Below are 20,678 nucleotides of genomic sequence, written 5' to 3' on the forward strand. Positions count from 1 at the left end.
TCAGCTTAGTTGTTCGTGCACCCGCGTCGCTGCCAACCAGCCGATTGCCATCACCAACGGATTGGGATTCGCGGCCGGTAAGTGCGACAGCACGCTGGCGTCGGCGATCCAAATGCCCTCCCACCGGCGCAAACGAAATTGACTGTCCACGACCGCTTCCGGATCCGTTCCCAGGCGACAAGTGCCAACCGGATGATAAAGCGTCTGAGCGAACCTTCGGATCGCTCGCTCAATCGTTGAGTCACCAGTCCGTCGTTCGCCAGGTAGCTTTTCCCGGGAGATAAAGTTCGCCAGCGGTTCGCTGGCCAGCAATCGACGAGCCAACGCTACGCCGGCGGTCATTACCTTGAGGTCCTGCGGACAATCGAGGTAATTTGGATCAATCGCCGGGGGCACAGCGGCGTGGGGCGAGGTGATATGTATCGTGCCGCAGCTTTGCGGGTGCGCGGCAACGACTCCAATGGTCAATTGTTGCGAATGGCCGCCGTGTGGATGCCGTAGATAGTCGGTGGGAGTGACGAATAACTGCATTCGGCCTTCGGGAAGATCACAAATCAAGCCGGCCTCCGCCAAGTTGGACGTCACCGGCCCGCTCCCCACCGCTTGCCACCGCGCCAGCTCGCGTGGGGTCCAGCATCCCGGAAACGCATAGCTGGCGGCGGCCACATTTCCCGCAGCTTGAGTGGCCACATCGGCAATCACCGGCATCACCAAATGATCCCGTAAATTGCCGCCCACCGCGGGGAAATCGTGTTGACAATGGACACCGGCGGCAGCCAACACGCTCGCCGGTCCGATCCCGGAACGTTGCAAGATGGCAGGTGAGCCCACGGTGCCCGCTGCTAACACCACGCCGCGCCGCGAACGCAACTCGCACTGCTCGCCCCCAATCTCGACCAACACACCCAGCACGCGTCGTTGACGGATCAGCAAACGTTCGATCAACACTCCTGGAATCACTAACAATTCCCCCGCTCCACGAGTTTCTTCCTCGACGTTGGCACCGGCGCCCTCATTGGCACCATAAGAACCCGCTGCGTTGGCAAAATCGAGCTGGCTGACCAAACGGCGTTGGCCGCGACGGTTCATGCGAGCGAAAGGGGCTGCTGGCAAGTTGAGCGATGCTCCGGCGGCAACAAATCGCCGCGATGCCTCCGATAACCAGCGAGGCTGTTCGGGCGCAACTCGTTGCTCAACGGCAACCACCGCGAGCCGCAATTCGTCCGTGGTCAAGCTTCCCTCGCTGGCTTGGCTGAGTTGCTGGAGGCATTCATCCAGTGGTGGCAACCAAATCGAAGCGTTAATTCTGGTCGAACCGCCCAGCCCACGACCTCGCGGAAAGACCAGCGTTCGCCCGGCCAAACCGATTTGAGCCGTCGTGTGGTACCCCCAATCATCTTCGCTGGCAAAACGTTTGAGGTAATCAGCTGGTCGTCGCACGTGAGGCGAGAGTGTGCTTTGCGGGCCCGCTTCCAACAATAACACTCGGAATTTCCTGCTTAAGCGTTGGGCCAATACCCACCCAGCCGAACCGGCACCCACCACAATCAAGTCGCAATTATCGAAAAATTTGGCTTCCATCGACTTTCCCGCCGCGTTGTCACTCCCGCAAAACGATTCGGAAGATTACCATCATGCCGATCGGCTTCACCCCCTATTTCCTGGATTCTTTTTACCGCTGGCTCCGTCATGTTCGAAACGCTCGCCGCCGCCCCTCCCGATGCAATCTTGGGGATTACCGAAGCATTCCTCAAGGATACCAATCCGGCAAAGATCAACCTGAGCGTCGGTATCTACCAAGACGCTGAGGGGCAGACACCGGTGTTGGCGGCGGTCAAGCAAGCCGAACAGCTGCTGCTGCGCGACGAAACCACCAAGAAATATTTGGGTATCGACGGTGCGATCGACTACCGCCATCATGTCCGACGAATGGTCTTCGGCGAAACCTTCGCGGCGGATCGAGTGGCCGTGGTGCAAACGCCCGGCGGGACCGCGGCGGTGCGGTTGGCGGCAGATTTCTTGCAAACCGCCGTGCCGCATACCACCATTTGGCACTCCAACCCAACCTGGGCCAATCATGCTTCAATCTTTGCCTCCGCCGGCCTGGGCATTGAAACCTATCCTTACCTCAACGCGGAGCGGACGGGATTGGATTTCCCAGCGGTCCTCGATGCGTTGCAAAATGGTCCTCGTCCAGGTGATTGCGTGTTGCTGCACGCTTGTTGCCACAACCCCACCGGCGTCGACCCTACGCTCGAGCAATGGAGCGAACTGGCCAGCCTGCTGGCCGATCGAAAATTAGTGCCGCTGGTCGATTTTGCTTACCAAGGTTTTGGCGAAGGGTTGGAAGAAGATGCTCTAGGACTCAAACGTGTCCTAGAAGTCTGCCCCGAAGTGCTGGTGGCCAGTTCCTTTTCGAAAAACTTCGGTTTGTATTCCGAGCGCGTAGGGGCCCTTTCTCTCACGACCAACAGCGCTGAAACGACCACGATTGGACTCAGCCAGCTGAAACGGTTGGTCCGCAGCAACTACAGCAACCCGCCCCGGCACGGCGCCGCCATCGTCTCAGCAATTCTCGACGACTCAGATTTGACCACGCTCTGGAAATCCGAACTGACCGCCATGCGAGAGCGGATCGCCGACATGCGGGCCGCCTTCGTTGCCGGCATGCGCCAGCGCCTGCCCAACGCCGACTATTCCTTCCTGTTAAACCAAAAAGGGATGTTCTCCTTCAGCGGGCTGTCGCCGCTGCAGGTCGATCGTCTCAAGAGCGAACACAGTGTCTACATCGTCGGCAGCGGTCGCATTAACGTGGCTGGAATTACGCCAGCCAACTTGCCCCAGTTATGCGATGCGGTCGCAGCGGTGACGTCCTCTTAAAATGTTGCCGTAGTGCAGCAAGCGCTGCTCTGAGACAACGCCCGGGCGACTTGGGAATGTTGTCTAAAGGAAACATTGGCACTTGCCGAGCATCGCCAGCGAGAACTGGTTTAAAATTAAGAACCCAGGTATGTCAGGCGTCTGCGGGATGCTCGCGGTGCGATTTTACCAGCGAAAGTTCGCTTCACAGCAGCCTGAGTGGGCACTCCGACAACCGGCCTGCCCACTCGCCCAGGCACCGCTTGGCCCGCAAACTGCTTCGCTGGAAAGCACCTTGTCTGCCAGCCGAACCAATGTTGTCTGACGCCTGAAGTTTGGCCATTGAAGTTCGGTTATCGCTCGCGACTCCTCATCTCTGTAGATCGTGCCATGCTGAGTCATTTCAAAATCGCTCAACAACTCTCGGGACGCACCTTTGGTTGGTTGCTGGCTGCGACCATCGTTGGCTTGCCAACTCCCCAGCCACAGCGATCTGTAGGCGACACTCAGCCGACGCCCTCCCAGCACACTACCTCCCTGCAGCCCCAGCCCGCGGAGACTCCACTCCAGGAAAACTCTCGCGACGACGAAATTTCACCTTCTAGCGGCGTCGATGTGGCTCCCGAGGGCTGGCGATTGACAAAATATGGTTGGGAGCGGGCCGAGCAATGGCCAACATCGCTGGCGGCTACCAATGGGACAAACATTAACGCCTTAATCAATCAACAAGAATCGGCCGAGTCGTCCATGTTCGCCGGGCAAGTCGTTGAACGTTCCATGCGACTGGTTCGGGCGCTAAATCCCGTTACACTAGTGGCTCTCGAAGTCACACTCTTGGCACTACTCGTCGCGTTAGTTTTTCACCGCGATAGCAAGCGTGCCGCAAGTCGTCAGTTTACTTCCCGCTAGCCCCTTGCCATTCCGCTCGAGGAACTGCCTTATGAATTCGGCCGCCGAAGTCCCGCTAGAAATTGATGTGCAAGCTGTTAAGGAACTACAAAGCTCGGGTGAGCCTTTCTATTTTCTTGACTGCCGTGAGCCTGACGAATACGAAACTGCTTCGATCGTAGGCGCGGAACTGATCCCGATGGGAGAAATCAATGATCGGCTAGCCGAACTCGAGCCATACCGAAACGGCCGAATCATTGTCCACTGTCATCACGGGCGACGCAGCTTGAATGTAACGCACGCGTTGCGGCAAGCTGGCTTTTCAGAAACTCAAAGCATGGCCGGGGGCATCGATGCTTGGAGTGTAGAAATTGATCCATCGGTTCCACGTTATTAGCGAACCTCCGCTGTCTTTGCAATTGCCTTGGCTTAATCAATCGCGGCCAGCAGTGGCAGCCGCGACTGATCGGAAACAACTACGCCGCCAGGTTGTTCGATTGTGATTGCAAATGCTTTCGGAGCAATCGTTTTCAGCTTAGCGTTAATCGGCACAATGGTACGAACTGTGGCCGCATCGGCAGCATCGTTGGCGACGTCAAAAACCCCGCCGTCGATCGGATGTTCGTCCCGCTCGGGATCGATAATCCATAGCTGATATTGCTCCTCGCTGGGATTGTTCGCTGGTAGACCGGCAAACGTCATATATCCCGTTTGTGCGTTTTGATTCCAGACCACGTCTCCGCTGACTGCCGTCGGTAAGGGATGGGGACCCGCGGACCAGGCTGCCAAGATCGTTCCCGGGACGGCCAGCAATTGCTCGCGCTGGGCGACCAACTTTTGCCGACTAAATTCGCTCGGTTGCGTCGAACTGTTCCACATCATCGCCAAGGCGAATCCGGCAGCGAGCGCAGCACACCAACCGCTGATGGCCAACCAAGGCGAAACGCCCCCTTGCCGCACCATTTTTCGATCGGTTGTTGGGATTTGGGCAGGCTGTCTTGCGACCTGATCGGGCGCGTGCCCATTCATCGCGGCGAATTCAACCGTTGCAGCTCCGGACACATTATCAACCTGCACATTGCCAGACTGCGGCTCACTTGCGGTTGCCGTGCTGGCTGCCGGAGCGGGCAAATACCCGGGAGCTGCTTTGAGAATTTGTTCCTGCAAGTCGGTTGGCAAAGCTTCGGTAGCTTCGCTACTAAACGCTAGATCGAAAAGTGCTGCGGCCCGCGCGTACTCGTCGGCCTCCACTTCGGGAAATTCGGCAAGCAGCGCTTGCAATTCAACTTCCTCAGCTGGCTGCAACGGACCGACCGCCGACTCGGCAAGTAACATCTCCAAGCGATCGGGACACGGTGGCAATGAGTCATTCATAGCACACTCCGGGAAACGGATTCCAGCGAGCAACCCCGCAGACGATCACGTAATTTCTCCAAGCCGCGGCGAATGTTTGATTTCACCGTTCCGAGGGGCACACCAGTTTGCTTTGCAATTTCTTGATGGGACAAGCCACGATGCACTGAGAGTTCAAGCAACTCGCGTTCTTCCTGTCTCAGCTCACTCAACATTTCGTTGACTATCGCCGCTTCCTCGGACTGTTCAGCCACGAGCTGGGGATCGCCCAACCTGCCATCACAGGTTTCGGGCACAACACCTTCGGCAGTTAAGACTTGGCGACCCGACTTGCGGCGGCGGTCGATCAGACGGCGACGGGCAATCATCATCACGAACGTGGATTCTTCTCCGCATGCTGGATCGTATCGCCCAGCAGATTTCCACAGATCGACAAAAATTTCCTGCACCGCATCCTCCGCATCATCACGGTTCGCCGACCATCGACGGGCGACTGACCAGACCAGATTACCATATCGCTCAAGACACTGAGCTACTGCGGAGGAATCTCCGGAGGCTATCCGCTGGAGGAACATATATGTTTACCAAGACGAGTACTGTAGGGGTTGGTCTACTGTAGTCACCGTGGGAAGCCCCCCCGAACTGGAATATTCCAAAAATGCTCGCCCAATGCGGAGCGATTGTCCCCAATCGCTCCGAAAACAAAAGAGCGATTGTTTCCAATCGCTCCCGAATGCAAACGCGTCTCGACGCTGCTCTGCAAACAGTTGAGACAACTGTTCTACATAAATTACTTAGGCAACAAAACTTTGTTGATGACGTGGATCACGCCATTCGAGCACTTGACGTCAGCCTTCACGACCTTCGCGTTGTTGATCATTACGCCACCGTCGGTGACCTTGACCTTAACCATCTTGTCGGCCAAAGTCTTTGCTCCCTTGATCTTAACGACGTCTGCAGCCATCACGTTACCAGCAACAACGTGGTACTTCAGGATTGCAACCAGCTTGTCCTTGTTTTCGGGCTTCAGCAACATTTCCAAAGTTCCCTTAGGAAGTGCAGCAAATGCTTCGTCGGTCGGAGCGAAGACGGTGAAAGGACCTTCACCGGAGAGGGCTTCAACCAAACCACCAGCCTTGACGGCGGCTACCAAGGTGTTGAACCCATCAACCTTGATGGCGGTTTCAACAATGGTCATTTCCTTGGCTTCGTCAGCTTGAACGAGCGGAGTTGCAACAAAAGTCATTGCAACGGCGGCCAACAGTGCGCAAAACTTCATTTTGTATTTCCCATGTATTGGACTGTCGATAACCACCCCGGGAGGCACATCCTCCAGCGTTTTGGGCGGTCATCAAGTTTGTACATGAGAGCTTTCGCTGGCTCAGCGAAATTGGATGCAAGTATCTTTCCGTTTTCTAAAAGTTTGTCAGAAACGATCAGACTACGTCGTTTTGCTCAGCATCGAGCTCGATTGGCGAGTCGGCGGGGGGCTGTTGTGGAGCTCGATCCCGCCGCGGACGTTCGCCCGCACCGCGACCTGGGCCCCGTTCCGCTCGTTCCCGCGGCGGGCCACCCGGATGCATCGCCCGTACCGCCTTGTCAAACTCCTCGCGATCAATGACTCCATCTTGATTTGCATCCACATCCTCAAATTTTGGAGGGGTACCCGGCCCACGCATGCCCGGTCCACGCCCCTCAGGCCCACGTTCTTCCATACCCGGTCCACCTGGCCCACGTTCTTCCATACCCGGTCCACCTGGCCCACGTTCTTCCATACCCGGTCCACCTGGCCCACGTTCTTCCATACCCGGTCCACCTGGCCCGCGACGCATGCCCGGCCCACGCCCCTCAGGACCACGCCCTTCCATGCCCGGACCACCTGGCCCGCGACGCATGCCCGGACCACGCCCCTCGGGACCACGCCCTTCCATGCCGGGACCACCTGGTCCACCTGGTCCGCCGCGCATCCCCGGACCCCGCCCTTCGAATCTGCCTCCCTCGGGACCACGTCCTTCCATGCCCGGACCTCCTGGCCCGCGACGCATGCCCGGCCCGCGTCCCTCAAATCTGTCTCCTTCGGGCCCACGCCCTTGAAAATCGGGGCCGTTCCACGGCCCCCCGCCCGTCTGCGAATCACGAGGGCCCCTTGGTCCGCCTGGTCCACGGCGATTTGGTCGGGGTTGCAATTCGTTCATTTGCAGTACGCCATCGTCATTGGCGTCCAACTTTCCCAGAGATTCGCTGGCCTGTGCCAGTTCATCGGCTGAGATTTCGCCGTTCCCGTCAACATCCAAAGCGGCGAGCCAAGCGGGAGGCGCTGGACGCGCGGGCCGCTCCCCTTGCTCTTCATCTTGGGCTAGTGCGAAGGGAATCGCCGTGAATAGGCTGCTGGCAGCAGCAAAAGGCAAAGCTAGTAAATATCGACGCATGGTTGCTCGACTCCGGTGAGTGAAAATAATCCCGACAACGCATTCCAATCGTTGTCCAAGTAGAAAACGGGAGCACGCTCGCGTTTTCTACAGCAGGCAGAAAAAAACAAGCGGAAAAATTTCTGCCCACGTGGCTGCTATGATGAAACTGCGAACAGTGGCTACCGGCCTTTGCAACAAAGCGTACTACCTTCTTCCACTCATGAAAGCAATCGCCATGGAGTCGCCTGCGAAAGGCCCCCAGTCGGTGCCCGACTCGGCCCGCGTTGCCCACGCTTTGTTGGAACATCGACAACGACTTTGGCGAATGGTCCACTTTCGCCTCCATCCCGCCTTGCGCGGCCGCGTCGATCCGGAAGATGTGCTGCAAGAAGCTTACCTCGATGCTTGTCAGCGAGTCGCCCATTTTCCCGAAGACGGCAGCGAGTACTTGTGGCTCCGGTTGATCGTCTTGCAAACGCTGGCCGATACGCATCGCACGCATTTGCAAACGCAAAAACGGGCCGTCACTCGCGAAGTGAAAAGTCCCGCTCAAGCTGCCAACCAAGACACTTCCCTGTCGATTGTCCAACAACTGCTGGCTCACTTGACTTCGCCCAGCCAAGTGGCGATCCGCGCGGAACTGGGCCAACAACTTCGTGAAACCATCGAAGCGATGGGAGAGCTCGATGCCGAGGTGCTCGCCCTGCGGCACTTTGAAGAACTGAGTAACCTGGAAGTTGCCAAAGTTTTAGACATCAGCGAAAAAACTGCCAGCATCCGCTACGTCCGTGCCTTACGCCGCCTGAGGCACCTCCTGCTACAAATACCGGGGTTTGAATTCGATGCCAAACGATGCTAACCCCACAGATGCTAACCCCACAGACTCGCCCGACACCAGCAGCGCGACTGAGGCTGAGACCGCGACTGAGGCTGAGACCGCGACTGAGGTTGAGATCGAAGCGTTGGTCGAACTCTATTTGTCTGGCCTTCGCCGAGGTGAACGCCCTACGATCGAAAGTTTCGCCATCGCGCATCCCGCCTTAGCCGATGAGATTCGCGATCTGTTTCCGCTGGTCGCCGCGATGGAAGGTTGGAAGGAAGAAGAGACCTCGGCGCAGGGTGGAAATAATTCTCTCGGTGGCGTTCAATTGCAACAACTGGGCGATTTTCGCATTGTCCGCGAAATTGGTCGCGGCGGGATGGGGATCGTTTTTGAAGCCATTCAAGAAACACTCCATCGTCCCGTGGCGATCAAGATACTGCCCCCCACGATCGACACATCCAAGCGCGCCGGCGAGCGATTTCGCCGCGAAGCACGCACGGCCGCTTCGCTCCATCATTCGAACATCGTGCCCGTCTTTGGCATCGGCCACGAGAACGGCTTCAGCTACATCGTGATGCAACGGATCGATGGTTGTGGGCTCGATCAAATTTTGCAGCGACATCGCCAGGGACGCGACCGCAACCCGCCAGCCAACCCCTGGTTAACAAACACCAACCAAGCTGGTTTGGAACCGCGTCTCGTGGCCCGCTTGGGTCTGCAAGCGACCGCCGCGTTGCAATACGCTCACGAAGCGGGCACGCTGCATCGCGACATCAAACCAGCAAATCTACTATTGGACCAAGCGGGCCATCTGTGGGTTGCCGATTTTGGTCTAGCGCGTGCCCTCGAACAAGAAACGCTCAGCCACAGCGGTGACATCGTTGGCACCTTGCTCTACATGGCACCCGAGCGGTTTGCCGGCAACTGCGACGCCCGTTCCGACGTTTACAGCTTGGGCCTGACGCTGATCGAGTTGCTACGCGGCTCCGCATTTTTTGATACCAGCGACTCGGGCACACTTGTCGAACGCATTCTGCGAGGTGTTCCCTCGCGACCCGGCTCGCTGGGCATGGCATTGCCCAACGATTTGGAAACAATTTTACTTAAAGCGATTGCGGTCGAACCTCGTGATCGATACCAATCAGCCAGCGCGTTGGGCGAAGATCTGCAAGCCTTTTTGGATGACCGGGCCATCAACGCGCGGCCACCAACGCTTATCGAAAGTGTCCGCCGCTGGTGCCGTCGCAATCCGGCCGTGGCCAGTTTGTTGGCGACCGTGGCGACCTTGCTGTTGCTGACCGCCGTGCTGACCACAGCAGGCTTATTGCAACAACGTCGCATGCGGGCGCGGACCGAAGCGGTCCTCGATACGACGCTGGCCGCTTTGGACACCATGTACAACCGCTTTGCCAGCCCCGCGGCAGGCTCGCTCGATCCGCTCGCCGGAACCGCGGCGCTCAGCGACGAAGCGGCCTCGCTGCTGCAACAGATGTTAACGGTCTATGATGAACTGGCCAGTCAAGGTGCCGATACAAACAAACTGCAGCGAGAAGCCACGGTGGCCCGCCTGCGTGTGGCTGACATTCATCTCAGGTTGGGAGCGCCCCAAGAAGCGGCTGCGCACTATCAACGTGTCCTCAACGAAATCGACGAACTTCAACTTACCACGGCCGACGACCAGCGCGTCTGGGGATTGCGACAGCATCAAGCGCTACTCGGGCTAGCCGCCACGGCCGAATGGGAACGCGACGTTGTCACCGCAGAGTCGCTCAAACGACGGGCGCTTGCTGAACTCACTCCACTGCAAAGCACCTTTCCCGCCGATGCCGATTTGCGGTTGGCGCTCGCTCAATCACACTATTTGCTCGGCCGAAAAACCCCCAGCTTGATCTCCGCACCCGCCTCACGGCAAGTCGATCGAGAGCTCGCCCGCCCCAGTTTTCGCCCTGGAAATCAACCTCCCGGTCGCTTTGGGAATCAACCAGGTGGCCGTCGCGGCGATGGCCCCGTCGGGCCTCTCAACGGTTTCCCTCAACCTCAAGACCGCCCCGGACGTTTTTTAAGAGAACAAGAAATCCCCTTCGGTGGACCAGCCCGACGCGACTGGTTTCGCCAACAGATCGACGCGGCAGATGCGGGCCCCGCGCTGGAACCTGCACAAGCACCCCCGCCGCCAGCCGAGCCATTCTTGGCAAACCTTACCGGCGATAAACCCACCGGAGATAAACCATTTAATGATCAAGCGGATCGCCGAGCCCACTTAGAAACGGCCCTCAGCTTGTTGGCGGAACTCGGCCCCGGCTCGCAGGCCCAGTACTGGCGAGCCATCACCTTGCACGAATTGGCCAAGCTGGGGCAACAACCATTGTCGCAAAATATCCAGTGGTCCGAGCTGGCCAAAAACCTGCTGACCGAATTGGTGAATAGCGGGCAAACTAATCCTGACCAACAATTCGAACTCGCTCGCGTATCGCTCACGTCTTGTGAACTGCAGTTGCAAAATCAACCGACACCGCTGGAGGAATTGCCTCGGATCGAAGCGCAGTTGCATCAAGTGATTGCTTTGCTGCGTCCTCTCCGCCAGCAACAACCTCAAATCCCGGAGTACACTTCCACCCTGGCGAGAGCTTGCGAAGCGTTAGCGCTCGTGGATAAGAAATTGGCGATCGAGTCACCGCTCGCGGAACCAACTCGGCAAGGCGTAACGGCCGATAGCCTGATCCAAGAAGCGATCCAATTACAGCAGTTGTTAGTGAATCGTTTTCCCGACAGCCTCAACCAAGAGTGGTGGCTATTGCGATATCAAACTTCACAACTGCTAATCGCCCTCGGACGACGAGGCGGTTACGCCTGGGAACAACCGCTCGACGAGATTCGCACCCGCCTGGAAGACTTAACTCGCCGCGCACGGCAACCACACGATAACGGCTTGTCGCCGATAGCAGGGGCCCGCGAGTTCCAGCAACTGGCGGAGTCATTGCGGGCGGAATTAGATTTTCTGGAAAGCGAGTTTCAACGCCCAGGGCGCCCCTTCAGTCGCCGCGGACCAGAAGGGCGCGGACCAGATTTCCGCGTGCCAGATGGACGCGGACCAGATTTCCGCGTGCCTGAAGGACGCGGGCCAGAAGGACGCGGGCCAGAGAATCGCGGGCCTGAAGGACGCGGACCAGAGAATCGCGGCAGGCCTGGCATTGGGCGGGGGTTCAGCTTTCCCGACGCTCCCAACCTACCCGTCGTGCATTGAGACCGCCCGCTGTTCGAATCGGGGTTGCCCCCGTCGGACACCTCTTTGGCGTGCTCCGGTTGTTGCCCCTGCTGCAGAAAGTTCATGGAAAAATGGTTCACCGAACGAGGAAGCTCGTTGGGGTGCCCCGCTAACTGTTAGCGGTTTTGGCGCTGGCCACCGTTTCGTTGGGCGCGGGCCGTTCGGTTCAATGCGAGAACCGCGGCTAACTGTTAGCGGTTTTGGCGCTGGCGACCGTTTCGTTGGGCGCGGGCCGTTCGGTTCAATGCGAGAACCGCGGCTAACTGTTAGCGGTTTTGGCGCTGGCGACCGTTTCGTTGGGCGCGGGTCCTTCGGTGCAATGCGCGAACCGCGGCTAGCGCCGTTGCGGCTAACGAGAACCGCGGCTATTGAGAACCGCGGCGGCGGAGCCGGCTAGTTGCCCGAGTTGCCTAGCTGTTTTTCAAGGGCGTTGATCCGATCCTGCATGGTGCGGACTTGATCGCGGAGACGCTGCAACTCCTCCTGGACTTCCGCTTGCCCGTTTTCCAAAGGATTCACGGGAGACGCCGCTTGCGATGCTGCTGGCTGGGCGGCCGAATCGTTTTTTGCCACACTGCCCGACTCGCTGCCCGACGCTGGTGGATCGCCACCGCCTCGGAACAGTCCGCCAATGGCCCCGCTAAATGCTCCAAACATGCCCGGCTTTTCGGCCGCTGGCGCGGGCGATGCCACGACTTCACCGTCGTCGAGTGCTCCCAACCGAATTGTGCCGCGTTTGAGGGCTGGCCCCTGGTAATAACTGACTTCGATTTGTTGGCCCGGTTTGGTCGTTGAAATGTATTCAATCAGGGCGGCAGCATCTTGCATGACCACGCCGTCAATGGCAACGATGACATCGCCAACCGCAAGCCCCAAAGAGTTGGCCGGAGAAGCGGGTTGGACCTTTACGATCACCGCGCCCCGCTGTACCGGCACGCCCGCCCCCGGCGGTGTGCTGGCAACATTCTCGACGGTGACGCCAAAACGACCTGCCCCCGGCCCCGTGCGTTCCACGACCGGTCGCTCAACTTGACCGAGCGGCAATAAGCCGCTGGGAAGCTCATCCAGACTGCGGGGATCTTGATCAAAGCGATTCATACCTGCAGCGTCTCGATCGAAGATATTGATACCTGGCAAGTCTTGATTCCTAGGATTGAGATCTCCGAGGTCTTGATTTGGAAAAGTCGCGACGACGTTGACCGGCTGACCTTGGCGGCGCAGCGTGATCCGCAGGGTTTGGCCCGGCTGCATCGCTTGAACTCGATTCGCGATTTGATCGATCGTCCCCACCGGTTGGTCATCGAGACTCAGCAACACATCACCAGCGGTCAGTCCAGCGGCGGCGGCCACCGAACCGGGACTGACACGTTGCACAACCAGTTCAAAAGGAGCTCGCGAGCCTTGCTCGAGCACTTCGATTCCTAGTGAAGGAGGCTTGGGGGGTTGCGATTGCTGTGGCGGTGCTTGTTGGGGTGGCAATTGTTGGGGCGGGAACTGTCCGTTGGCGGGAACGGGTTGGAGCGCCGGGGGTGAACCGGGAGCGGGCAATCCGGTCCGCAAGCGATCGCGAAGGCGGTCGATCAGCCCCTGGCCATTTGCCGGCGATGTCCAAGGTCCAGCCAATAAGGCGAACAAAAGCACTAATAAGCTAAATCTCATCCAAACTCGCATAGCTTCTCTCCCGGGTGATGTCCGATACTATGACTCCCTAAGTTGCCGTTGAGAAAGGATCACATCGGCCGCCGCGTTGCCAAGTATGCTGACGATTGATGCCCATGAGTACTAAATCCGACAACCAGGTCACAACACCGTCTCGGCACTGTCAACCAGTTCCTTTAGCGGATTGGTCGGAGTTGGTGCGGCAAACCGTGGGTGAGGAATCGCCCCAGCGGCAGCAAATTGTGTTGGCCACCCTGAAAGACATAATCCAGCGTGGGGACGTTGACCATTTATTATTGCGACGGAGCGTTGCGGAACCAAGCGTCGGTGCGATTGCCATGCTGGGCAGCCAGCAGACCGCCACCATCTTGGCGGTCGGGCCCACGCACAGCGAACCGCAACAGCGGGCGGCGGCGGAATTGCTGCAGTCCCTCCATTTGGATTTGTCAGAGCGGGGAGTCGGCTTCAGTCAAGCGATGCGGGAACCTGAAGCGGCGCAACCACTGCTCCAGCGGGCCGGCTATTCACGCTTGGCGGTGCTCGATTATCTAGTCAGCAGCCGGCGGCCCTCCGCACCAAGTTCGCGGTCCGGTACGGCTGACAACGAGGCGCTGCGATTTCGGCCCTACGGCCAATTTTTTGCCAGTCGCGGGAGAACGGTTGCCGCTGGCTTGAACCGCAAACCGAACGGTAACGGGAAACGCAATTCGCCGTTCGCTCAACTTCGACAGTTAGTCGATCGCACCTATGTCGACTCGCTCGACTGCCCCCGCATTGCCGAATTTCGCACCACCGACGAGGTACTCAAATCGTACCAACAAACGCCCCACCATGATCCAGAACTGTGGCTCGTTGCCGTCGATCAAGCTGGCAAAGCGGTGGGCTGTTTATTGTTGACGGCGCATCCCCGGGGGGAAATCTTGGAAATCACCTACATGGCGCTGCTGCCCGCCTACCGGGGCCATGGCTGGGGATCGCAGTTGCTCGACCAGGTGTGGCTGCAAGCGGAACGGCTCGGTTTCAGCCAGTTAACTCTAGCGGTCGATCAGGATAATCACCCCGCCAGCCAGCTGTACGCCCGCTCGGGCTTCGATACACTATTCAGTGAAGCCGTCTGGGGCTGTCAGTTGGCGAGCTCCGTTAAACCGACTCAGTAATCAGCCGCAACGCGCCAGCGTCCGGTTCCCCAGATTACGTAACCGAAGAAATCAGCCGCAGCGCGCCAGCGTGCGGTTCCACGAAACCAGGATCTAGCGCTCGACGGCTAACTTCAATTAGTTCCACAGGCTTGATTGATACGACTGGTACAGGGCAACGGAAAGAGCAATTCATCAGCCCAGCTTGGGGTATCAGCCGATCGATGCAGTTAACAGGAATAGTTGGGCGAGCTCGGATGCTCTCCTGACGTACCGGCTCCGTTCTGCCTGCGTTGATTTTTCATGGATGTGCCCAACACCACCGTCGTCGACTTGCCGAGCCGCTCGAGGCTGGGCTGCGCCGCACGTCGTCGCTTAATCGGCAAACGGACGTTACTGATCGCTACGCTGTGGGCACTCAACCCACTGTTTGCCAGCGCCCAATCGCCTGCGAATCCTCGGCTACCTAAACGACTTCCCGCGATCGTTGCCCAGGCCACCTTGGGCGTCGTCAAACCACGCCCCTCGCAACCGCTCGACTCAACCGCTGGTAATTCGTCCGTTAGTAATTCAGCTGCTTGGAGTGCGCCTCGCCCGATCGGTAGGCTGGCCGCCGCCAGCGTTACCGACGAAGCATTCCCCCGGCTCAACCCGCCCGGCCAGACACAAGCTGACGCCGCATTGGTTGCAAGTTTGTCGCCCAATATAAGCCAACTCGCCGCAAGCCAACTCGATGACAGCCCACCCAGCATGATGCCGGTGGAAACCGTCGATTGGGGAACGTTGCTCGATGAATCCGCCGCCCCGGCAACTGGGCCTGTGATTGACCCGCAGGCGAGCACTTCCGCCGCCGCGCAAGCTCCTACGGTTTGGCAAGTTTACATCAACACTCCACCCGCTCTGCCAGCTCCCCAGGCAACCCCCATCACCGTCGTCAACATGCCGCCGCCAGCGGAGCCAGAAGTTGTCGATTTACGGACGACCGAACGGCAACGAATCGCCTCCTTGGTCAGCCGTAACAACCGCCCTCAGCCCGTCGCGACCAGTGACCGCTTGGCACCGCTGCCCGCATCCGAATCATTGACCGTGATTCAGCTGTTACGTGACAGCGAGCAAAAACGTGCCGAAGCCAATCGGTTGCTTCAGTCGGGAGCCAGCTACGCGGCCCATGCGGCCGCTGTCGACGCGCTTCGCTCGCTGGCGGCAGCGGCCGATCTGCGAGCTGGCGGCAAGCAGGCGTCGCAGGCAGTCAACGCGGCGCTCGAATCGATCCGCGAGGCGGGGGACTTTATGGGGCGTTACGGTGACGTCGAAACCCCGGCGATCGAACGGATGGTTGCCTCCCACCGAACTCCGGTGCTGAAAGGCTATGACCTTACCAACGTGACGCCCCTGAGTGCTGCGGACAATTACCTGGATTATGCTCGCGAGCAATTCACGATTGCCGCGGCGGGCCAACCAGAAGCCGCGCAGGCTTTGGTGGTGCTGGGTAACGCCGAACGAAAGCGAGGAGAACACCCACAGAATCTACGCGATTCGATCGCCATCAGCTGCTTGCGCGCCGCCGTGGGGACCAATCCCCAAAATCCTTATTTGGCCAGCGAGTTAGGTTACCACGCGATGCAATTGGGATTGCTCGGGGAAGCTCGCTGGGCGTTGGAACACAGCTTGGCGTTGCAGCCATCGCGTCCCGCTTTGCAGAACCTCATAGAAACGCACCGTCTGGCGGGAAACCAAGCGAAGGCGATTGAGTTGGCTGCGCAGCTGCAGCAAACCGGCATCCCGGCATCGCAACCTGCCGTTAATATCTTACAAGTTTCACCGGAAGTATTTGCTTCGATATCTCCCCCCGTGCAATCAGGTTCTCCGGTCGCTCCCATTCCCGGTTACGCCCAACAGCCCTTCGCCTCTGCCGCTGCCAACACGACCAACTCCAACGGTCAAACGATCGGCTCGGGTGAGCCGGTGCAGAGAGTTGCTGAGGGTAATGTGTTAGATCGCGTGACCGGCACCGTACGAAGTTGGTTGCAATAAATTTAGAACCTATCTGAATACCGTTAGCCGCTTAGTCGTTAGCCCCTTTGATGCTAACTGCGGTTCTTTGATGTTCAGATGGATCCTCAGGAACGTTCTAGGAAGTAAAGTGCGATGGATCAGCGCTTAGTTAGAATCACGGTTTGCGGCTGGGCAATGATGTCGTTGCTAGCAGTGCCCTCCGTCAAAGCACAAGCACCCGTCTATTCGCAACCAGCGGGCTGTCAAGGATGTGGCTTCTTGCATCCCGCCGAGCCTTGTCCGGGAGCTTGCCAAACGCCCATCCGGGCCGTCGATTGCGCTGCTAATTGCGGTCGTGAAGGGCGTTGGCCAGAGCTCAGCCCAGCCGACTTTCAATCATACGGTCAAGGCGAATATGCCGGGCCAGCCCGGCTGGCCCACCTCCGCGATTATCGCCTTCGCCCCAATGACGAGTTGCAGGTGGTTTATGTGGTCAGCCGCCGACTTTCCCACGGTGACTATCGACTAATGATCGGCGATTCGGTGATGATCAGCTTGATAGCTGATACCGATTTAAACCAAGGCACCTTGGAACGCGGTCTGGAAATCCAACCCGATGGTTTCATCCACGCCGACGCCTTGAAAAAACCAGTCTTTGCTGCCGGTTTGACCGTCTCGCAACTCCGCGAAGTATTAGAAGAACGGTACCTGGAAATTTATAACGAACCGGCGGTCAGCGTGAAGCCGGTTAAGACCAGCACCCTGGCTGATGATATTCGCAACGCCGTCGGCGGAGCCAGTGGTCTCCAACAACAAGCCTTACAGATTCGCGTCGCCCCCGATGGCACGATTCGCTTGCCTTGGATCGGCGCGGTCAACGTGCAAGGCCTGACCCTCAATGATGTTAAACAAGAAATCAACGCCCGTTATAATGCCAGCGGAGCCGGCCTGGCCGTGGAGCCGATTCTGGCTCAACAAGCCGATCACTTTGTCTACGTGATGGGACGCGTTGGACAAGCTGGGCAAATACAATTGCAAGGCCCAACCACCGTGTCGATGGCGATCGCCGCCGCCGGTGGCTGGGAAGCCGAAGGAAATCTCCGCCAAGTAGTCGTGTTTCGGCGAGCCGACGATTGGCGGTTAATCTCCACCATGCTGGATCTGCGGGGAGCCTACTACGGAAAACGCCCTACCCCTTCCGATGAAATCTGGTTGCGTGACGGCGATGTTGTCATCGTGCCACCCACGCCAATCACAGTCTTCGATGACTTTGTGCGGCAAGTGTTCACCGAAGGGGTCTACGCCGTGGTGCCCTTCCAAGGTATCGCCATCAACCTCGGCCAACAACAGTAGCCGAACAAGCCTGATAGCAGGACAAGCCCGATAGCCGAACTAGCTGAAAGCAGAAATAGCCTTGGCCGAAGGTCCACAGCAACGCTGCTAGCTGGCGCGAGCAGCTTTGCTACTTTTCCGGCGATGAATGGGTTATACTGAGCGCGGGGCATGATTTTGCCTCGCCCCCCAGAAAGCCCCACCCATTCACCACTGGAGCATCCATGATGTTTCCACGGTTGTCGCTCTTCGTGCTGATGCTGTGCCCATTGCCGATGTCAGCTGCAGCGTCCGAACCAGTCCAGCCCGCAGACGATGTTGACAGCTACACTGCGCAACTTAAACCGCTGTTTCGTAAACGTTGTTACGCTTGCCACGGGGCCCTCAAGCAGGAAGCCGGCTTGCGGCTCGACACCGTTGCCGCCATGCACGAGCAAGGGGTCATCGACCTCGACTCGCCAGCCAAAAGTCCCCTGCTGGAACGGATCGCGACCGATGATTTAGAGCTCCGCATGCCCCCGGAGCACGAGGGAGAACCTTTTTCCGCCGCTGAAATTCAATCGCTGCGAAATTGGCTGACCGCCGGAGCGTTCGCCCCCGTTGGTGAAACGCCAGAGACTGACCCCCAAGACCACTGGGCGTTTCGCCCGCTCGCCCGCCCCGCTGTTCCCCAATTTCAGCCAGTTCCAGCGAACCGCTGGGTGATCCGCAACCCCATCGACGCTTTTGTTGCCGAGCAGCATCGGGCTCACGATCTCACTCCGCAAGTCTCCGCCTCACGACGGTTGCTGATTAGACGTTTGACGCTGGATCTGATAGGAGTTCCGCCAACCTTGCAGGAAATTAACGAGTTCGTGGAGGCTGACGAAGTCGACGCCTATGAGATATTGGTAGACCGCCTGCTGGACGACCCGCGTCATGGACAACGTTGGGCGCGACACTGGATGGACGTCTGGCGGTACAGCGATTGGTGGGGCCTAGGCGAGCAACTGAGAAACAGCCAAAAACATATCTGGCATTGGCGAGATTGGATCGTCACATCACTCAACGAGGATTTGCCTTATGATGAAATGATTCGTTTGATGTTGGCCGCCGATGAAATCCACCCCAACGATTTAGATAAACTGCGAGCCTCGGGCTACTTGGCTCGCAACTTTAATCTGTTTAATCGCAATCAATGGTTAGAGGAAACTGTCGAGCACGTCGGCAAAGCATTTCTGGGCCTGACATTCAATTGTGCCAAATGCCATGACCACAAATATGACCCCATCGAACAATCCGATTTCTATCGACTGCGGGCCTTCTTCGAACCTTATCATGTGCGACATGATATGGTCCCCGGCCATACCGATTTGAATGCCGATGGCATCCCCCGCCCGTTCGATGCGTTGCTCGATGCGCCCACTTATCGTCTCGTCCGGGGTGAAGAAGGAAACGCCGACACCTCGGTGGTAATCGAGCCGGGCGTTCCCGAAATTTTCAAGTTTGCGGAACTCACCATCGAGTCTCAATCGCTGCCCGCCGAAGCGTGGCAGCCAGCTCGCCGCCCCTGGGTGCTTGCCGCTTATCAACAATCGGCCGAGGTAAAACTGGAGCAAGCGATTGCGGCCCGCGATACGCTCCTGGCAAAAGCTAAATCGGCTGACTCGGCTAATACCGCCGAGTCGGCTCCGCAGACTGATGATCCAGCGATCGACGTTGCCGAGAGGGCGGTCGCGGTTGCGGAAGCCGAATTGGCCAGCCTGCTGGCCCGCGCCGCAGCGATGCGGGCCGCTTGGCAACAACAAGACGAGACATCGACCGAGCGGGCAACAGCAACGCCCAGCGAAGCGAACGCATCAGCCAGCAATGCGGCGATCACCGCCGAACGTAAACTCCAACTTGCCAACGCCGAACACGCCGCTGCGATTGCCCGCCAACGGCTCCAAACTGCCGCCGACGACCAGCGTGCCGCCGCGGAGGAAGCGTTACAAAAAGCTCAGCAGGCTGTCTCGCAAGCAAGCGAAAAACTGAACTCTCCGATCACCGCGACCGACTCATTCACACCACTCAGCGGCGCTGGCTGGGCACCCACTCGTTTCAAATTTTCGGGCAGCGATGACCCTCGCATCGAATTCCCGGCCACCAGCACCGGACGACGAACCGCGCTGGCAAAATGGCTGACTGATGCTCGCAATCCGCTCACCGCTCGCGTCGCAGTCAATCATATCTGGGCGCGACACATGGGACAGCCACTCGTTAGCTCGATGTTCGACTTCGGTCGCAACGGTGCCAAACCCACGCACCCTGAACTATTAGATTGGTTAGCGGTTGAATTGATAGAAAGTGGCTGGAGCATGAAACATTTGCACCGCCTGATCACCAACTCTTCGACATATCGCTTGCACGCTTCAACGTTGGGCCAAGCGGAAAACCTGCGGCGAGATCCGGAAAACCGTTTTCTTTGGAGACGCCTGCCGACTCGCCTGGAATCGCAAGTCGTGCGAGATTCCGTGCTCGCGATCTCGGGTCAACTTGACTGCTCCTTTGGCGGACCGCCAATTCCGAACAGCCAGCAAGCGACCAGCAACCGTCGCAGCCTCTATTTCTTTCACTCCAAGAACGAGAGAAATCTCTTTTTGACAACCTTCGACGAAGCCCGCGTGACCGATTGCTATCGACGTGAAACGAGCATCGTGCCGCAACAAGCGTTGGCGATGAGCAACAGCCAGCTAGTCCTCGACGCGGCTCCCAAAATTGCGGCCCGAATTTCCCAGCAAGTCGAGGCCCGCGAACCATTCGTGCGGGCTGCCTGGCTGACGCTGCTGGGCATCGCGGCCAGTCCGGCGGAGATCGAGGCCAGCCTCACGGCATTGGCCGCTTGGGAAGCTCAACCAGATTGTGATGAACCGACCGCGCGGGGATATTTTATCTGGTCACTTTTAAACCATAACGATTTTGTCACGGTCCGCTGAGGG

The 20,678-nt window shown here is 58.3% G+C and carries 15 protein-coding genes; 9 read left to right on the forward strand and 6 right to left on the reverse strand.

The annotated features are described in order from the left end of the window. Complete coding sequence (locus SH139x_RS20480; RefSeq protein WP_488351625.1) at nucleotides 1-1,581, reverse strand: GMC family oxidoreductase; 1,581 nt, start codon at nucleotides 1,579-1,581, stop codon at nucleotides 1-3. 108 nt (nucleotides 1,582-1,689) lie between these two features. On the opposite strand from SH139x_RS20480, the gene SH139x_RS20485 reads away from it, so the two are divergent. The 3 genes from SH139x_RS20485 to SH139x_RS20495 all read left to right on the forward strand — a co-directional run bounded on the left by SH139x_RS20485 (nucleotide 1,690) and on the right by SH139x_RS20495 (nucleotide 4,144). After that, nucleotides 1,690-2,880, forward strand: coding sequence for an amino acid aminotransferase (locus SH139x_RS20485; RefSeq protein WP_488351626.1), 1,191 nt, complete (start codon nucleotides 1,690-1,692; stop codon nucleotides 2,878-2,880). A gap of 369 nt (nucleotides 2,881-3,249) precedes the next feature. After that, entirely contained in the window at nucleotides 3,250-3,768 is a 519-nt protein-coding gene (locus SH139x_RS20490; protein ID WP_488351627.1) for a hypothetical protein, read from the forward strand. Nucleotides 3,769-3,799: 31 nt separating this feature from the next. Beyond that, nucleotides 3,800-4,144: a rhodanese-like domain-containing protein gene (locus SH139x_RS20495; protein ID WP_488351628.1), complete on the forward strand. Its 345-nt coding sequence runs from the start codon at nucleotides 3,800-3,802 to the stop codon at nucleotides 4,142-4,144. A gap of 32 nt (nucleotides 4,145-4,176) precedes the next feature. On the opposite strand, the gene SH139x_RS20500 is transcribed toward SH139x_RS20495, so the two are convergent. The 4 genes from SH139x_RS20500 to SH139x_RS20515 form a co-directional block, all read right to left on the reverse strand. After that, nucleotides 4,177-5,121, reverse strand: coding sequence for an anti-sigma factor (locus SH139x_RS20500; protein WP_488351629.1), 945 nt, complete (start codon nucleotides 5,119-5,121; stop codon nucleotides 4,177-4,179). Further along, complete coding sequence (locus tag SH139x_RS20505) at nucleotides 5,118-5,675, reverse strand: RNA polymerase sigma factor (protein ID WP_488351630.1); 558 nt, start codon at nucleotides 5,673-5,675, stop codon at nucleotides 5,118-5,120. The genes SH139x_RS20500 and SH139x_RS20505 overlap by 4 nt, the downstream gene beginning before the upstream one ends. A gap of 215 nt (nucleotides 5,676-5,890) precedes the next feature. Continuing rightward, the gene (locus SH139x_RS20510) at nucleotides 5,891-6,379 is read right to left on the reverse strand and encodes a fasciclin domain-containing protein (RefSeq protein ID WP_488351631.1); all 489 of its coding nucleotides are present in this window, start codon (nucleotides 6,377-6,379) and stop codon (nucleotides 5,891-5,893) included. 157 nt (nucleotides 6,380-6,536) lie between these two features. After that, nucleotides 6,537-7,529, reverse strand: a complete 993-nt coding sequence (locus tag SH139x_RS20515; RefSeq protein WP_488351632.1) for an EF-hand domain-containing protein — start codon at nucleotides 7,527-7,529, stop codon at nucleotides 6,537-6,539. A 139-nt stretch (nucleotides 7,530-7,668) separates the two neighbouring features. On the opposite strand from SH139x_RS20515, the gene SH139x_RS20520 reads away from it, so the two are divergent. Continuing rightward, nucleotides 7,669-8,370: a sigma-70 family RNA polymerase sigma factor gene (locus SH139x_RS20520; RefSeq protein ID WP_488351633.1), complete on the forward strand. Its 702-nt coding sequence runs from the start codon at nucleotides 7,669-7,671 to the stop codon at nucleotides 8,368-8,370. Further along, nucleotides 8,354-11,578: a serine/threonine protein kinase gene (locus tag SH139x_RS20525; RefSeq protein ID WP_488351634.1), complete on the forward strand. Its 3,225-nt coding sequence runs from the start codon at nucleotides 8,354-8,356 to the stop codon at nucleotides 11,576-11,578. Before SH139x_RS20520 ends, SH139x_RS20525 begins: the two co-directional genes overlap by 17 nt. Before the next feature lie 414 nt (nucleotides 11,579-11,992). On the opposite strand, the gene SH139x_RS20530 is transcribed toward SH139x_RS20525, so the two are convergent. Next, on the reverse strand, nucleotides 11,993-13,270 hold the full coding sequence (locus SH139x_RS20530) for a PDZ domain-containing protein (RefSeq protein WP_488351635.1): 1,278 nt from the start codon (nucleotides 13,268-13,270) through the stop codon (nucleotides 11,993-11,995). Between the two features lie 104 nt (nucleotides 13,271-13,374). On the opposite strand from SH139x_RS20530, the gene SH139x_RS20535 reads away from it, so the two are divergent. The 4 genes from SH139x_RS20535 (at nucleotide 13,375) to SH139x_RS20550 (ending at nucleotide 20,675) form a co-directional block, all read left to right on the forward strand. Next, nucleotides 13,375-14,415 (forward strand): GNAT family N-acetyltransferase, encoded by a 1,041-nt coding sequence (locus SH139x_RS20535; protein ID WP_488351636.1) that lies wholly within the window; start codon nucleotides 13,375-13,377, stop codon nucleotides 14,413-14,415. A 282-nt stretch (nucleotides 14,416-14,697) separates the two neighbouring features. Next, complete coding sequence (locus SH139x_RS20540; protein ID WP_488351637.1) at nucleotides 14,698-16,428, forward strand: tetratricopeptide repeat protein; 1,731 nt, start codon at nucleotides 14,698-14,700, stop codon at nucleotides 16,426-16,428. A gap of 114 nt (nucleotides 16,429-16,542) precedes the next feature. Further along, nucleotides 16,543-17,742, forward strand: coding sequence for a polysaccharide biosynthesis/export family protein (locus tag SH139x_RS20545; RefSeq protein ID WP_488351638.1), 1,200 nt, complete (start codon nucleotides 16,543-16,545; stop codon nucleotides 17,740-17,742). Between the two features lie 203 nt (nucleotides 17,743-17,945). Beyond that, nucleotides 17,946-20,675 carry a PSD1 and planctomycete cytochrome C domain-containing protein gene (locus tag SH139x_RS20550; RefSeq protein ID WP_488351639.1) on the forward strand — a complete coding sequence of 910 codons (2,730 nt, stop codon included), beginning with the start codon at nucleotides 17,946-17,948 and terminating at the stop codon, nucleotides 20,673-20,675. Nucleotides 20,676-20,678 lie beyond the last annotated feature (3 nt).

The sequence above is a fragment of the Kothea flammea genome, assembly GCF_052161645.1.
In the GTDB taxonomy this organism is placed as follows: domain Bacteria; phylum Planctomycetota; class Planctomycetia; order Pirellulales; family Pirellulaceae; genus Laterigemmans.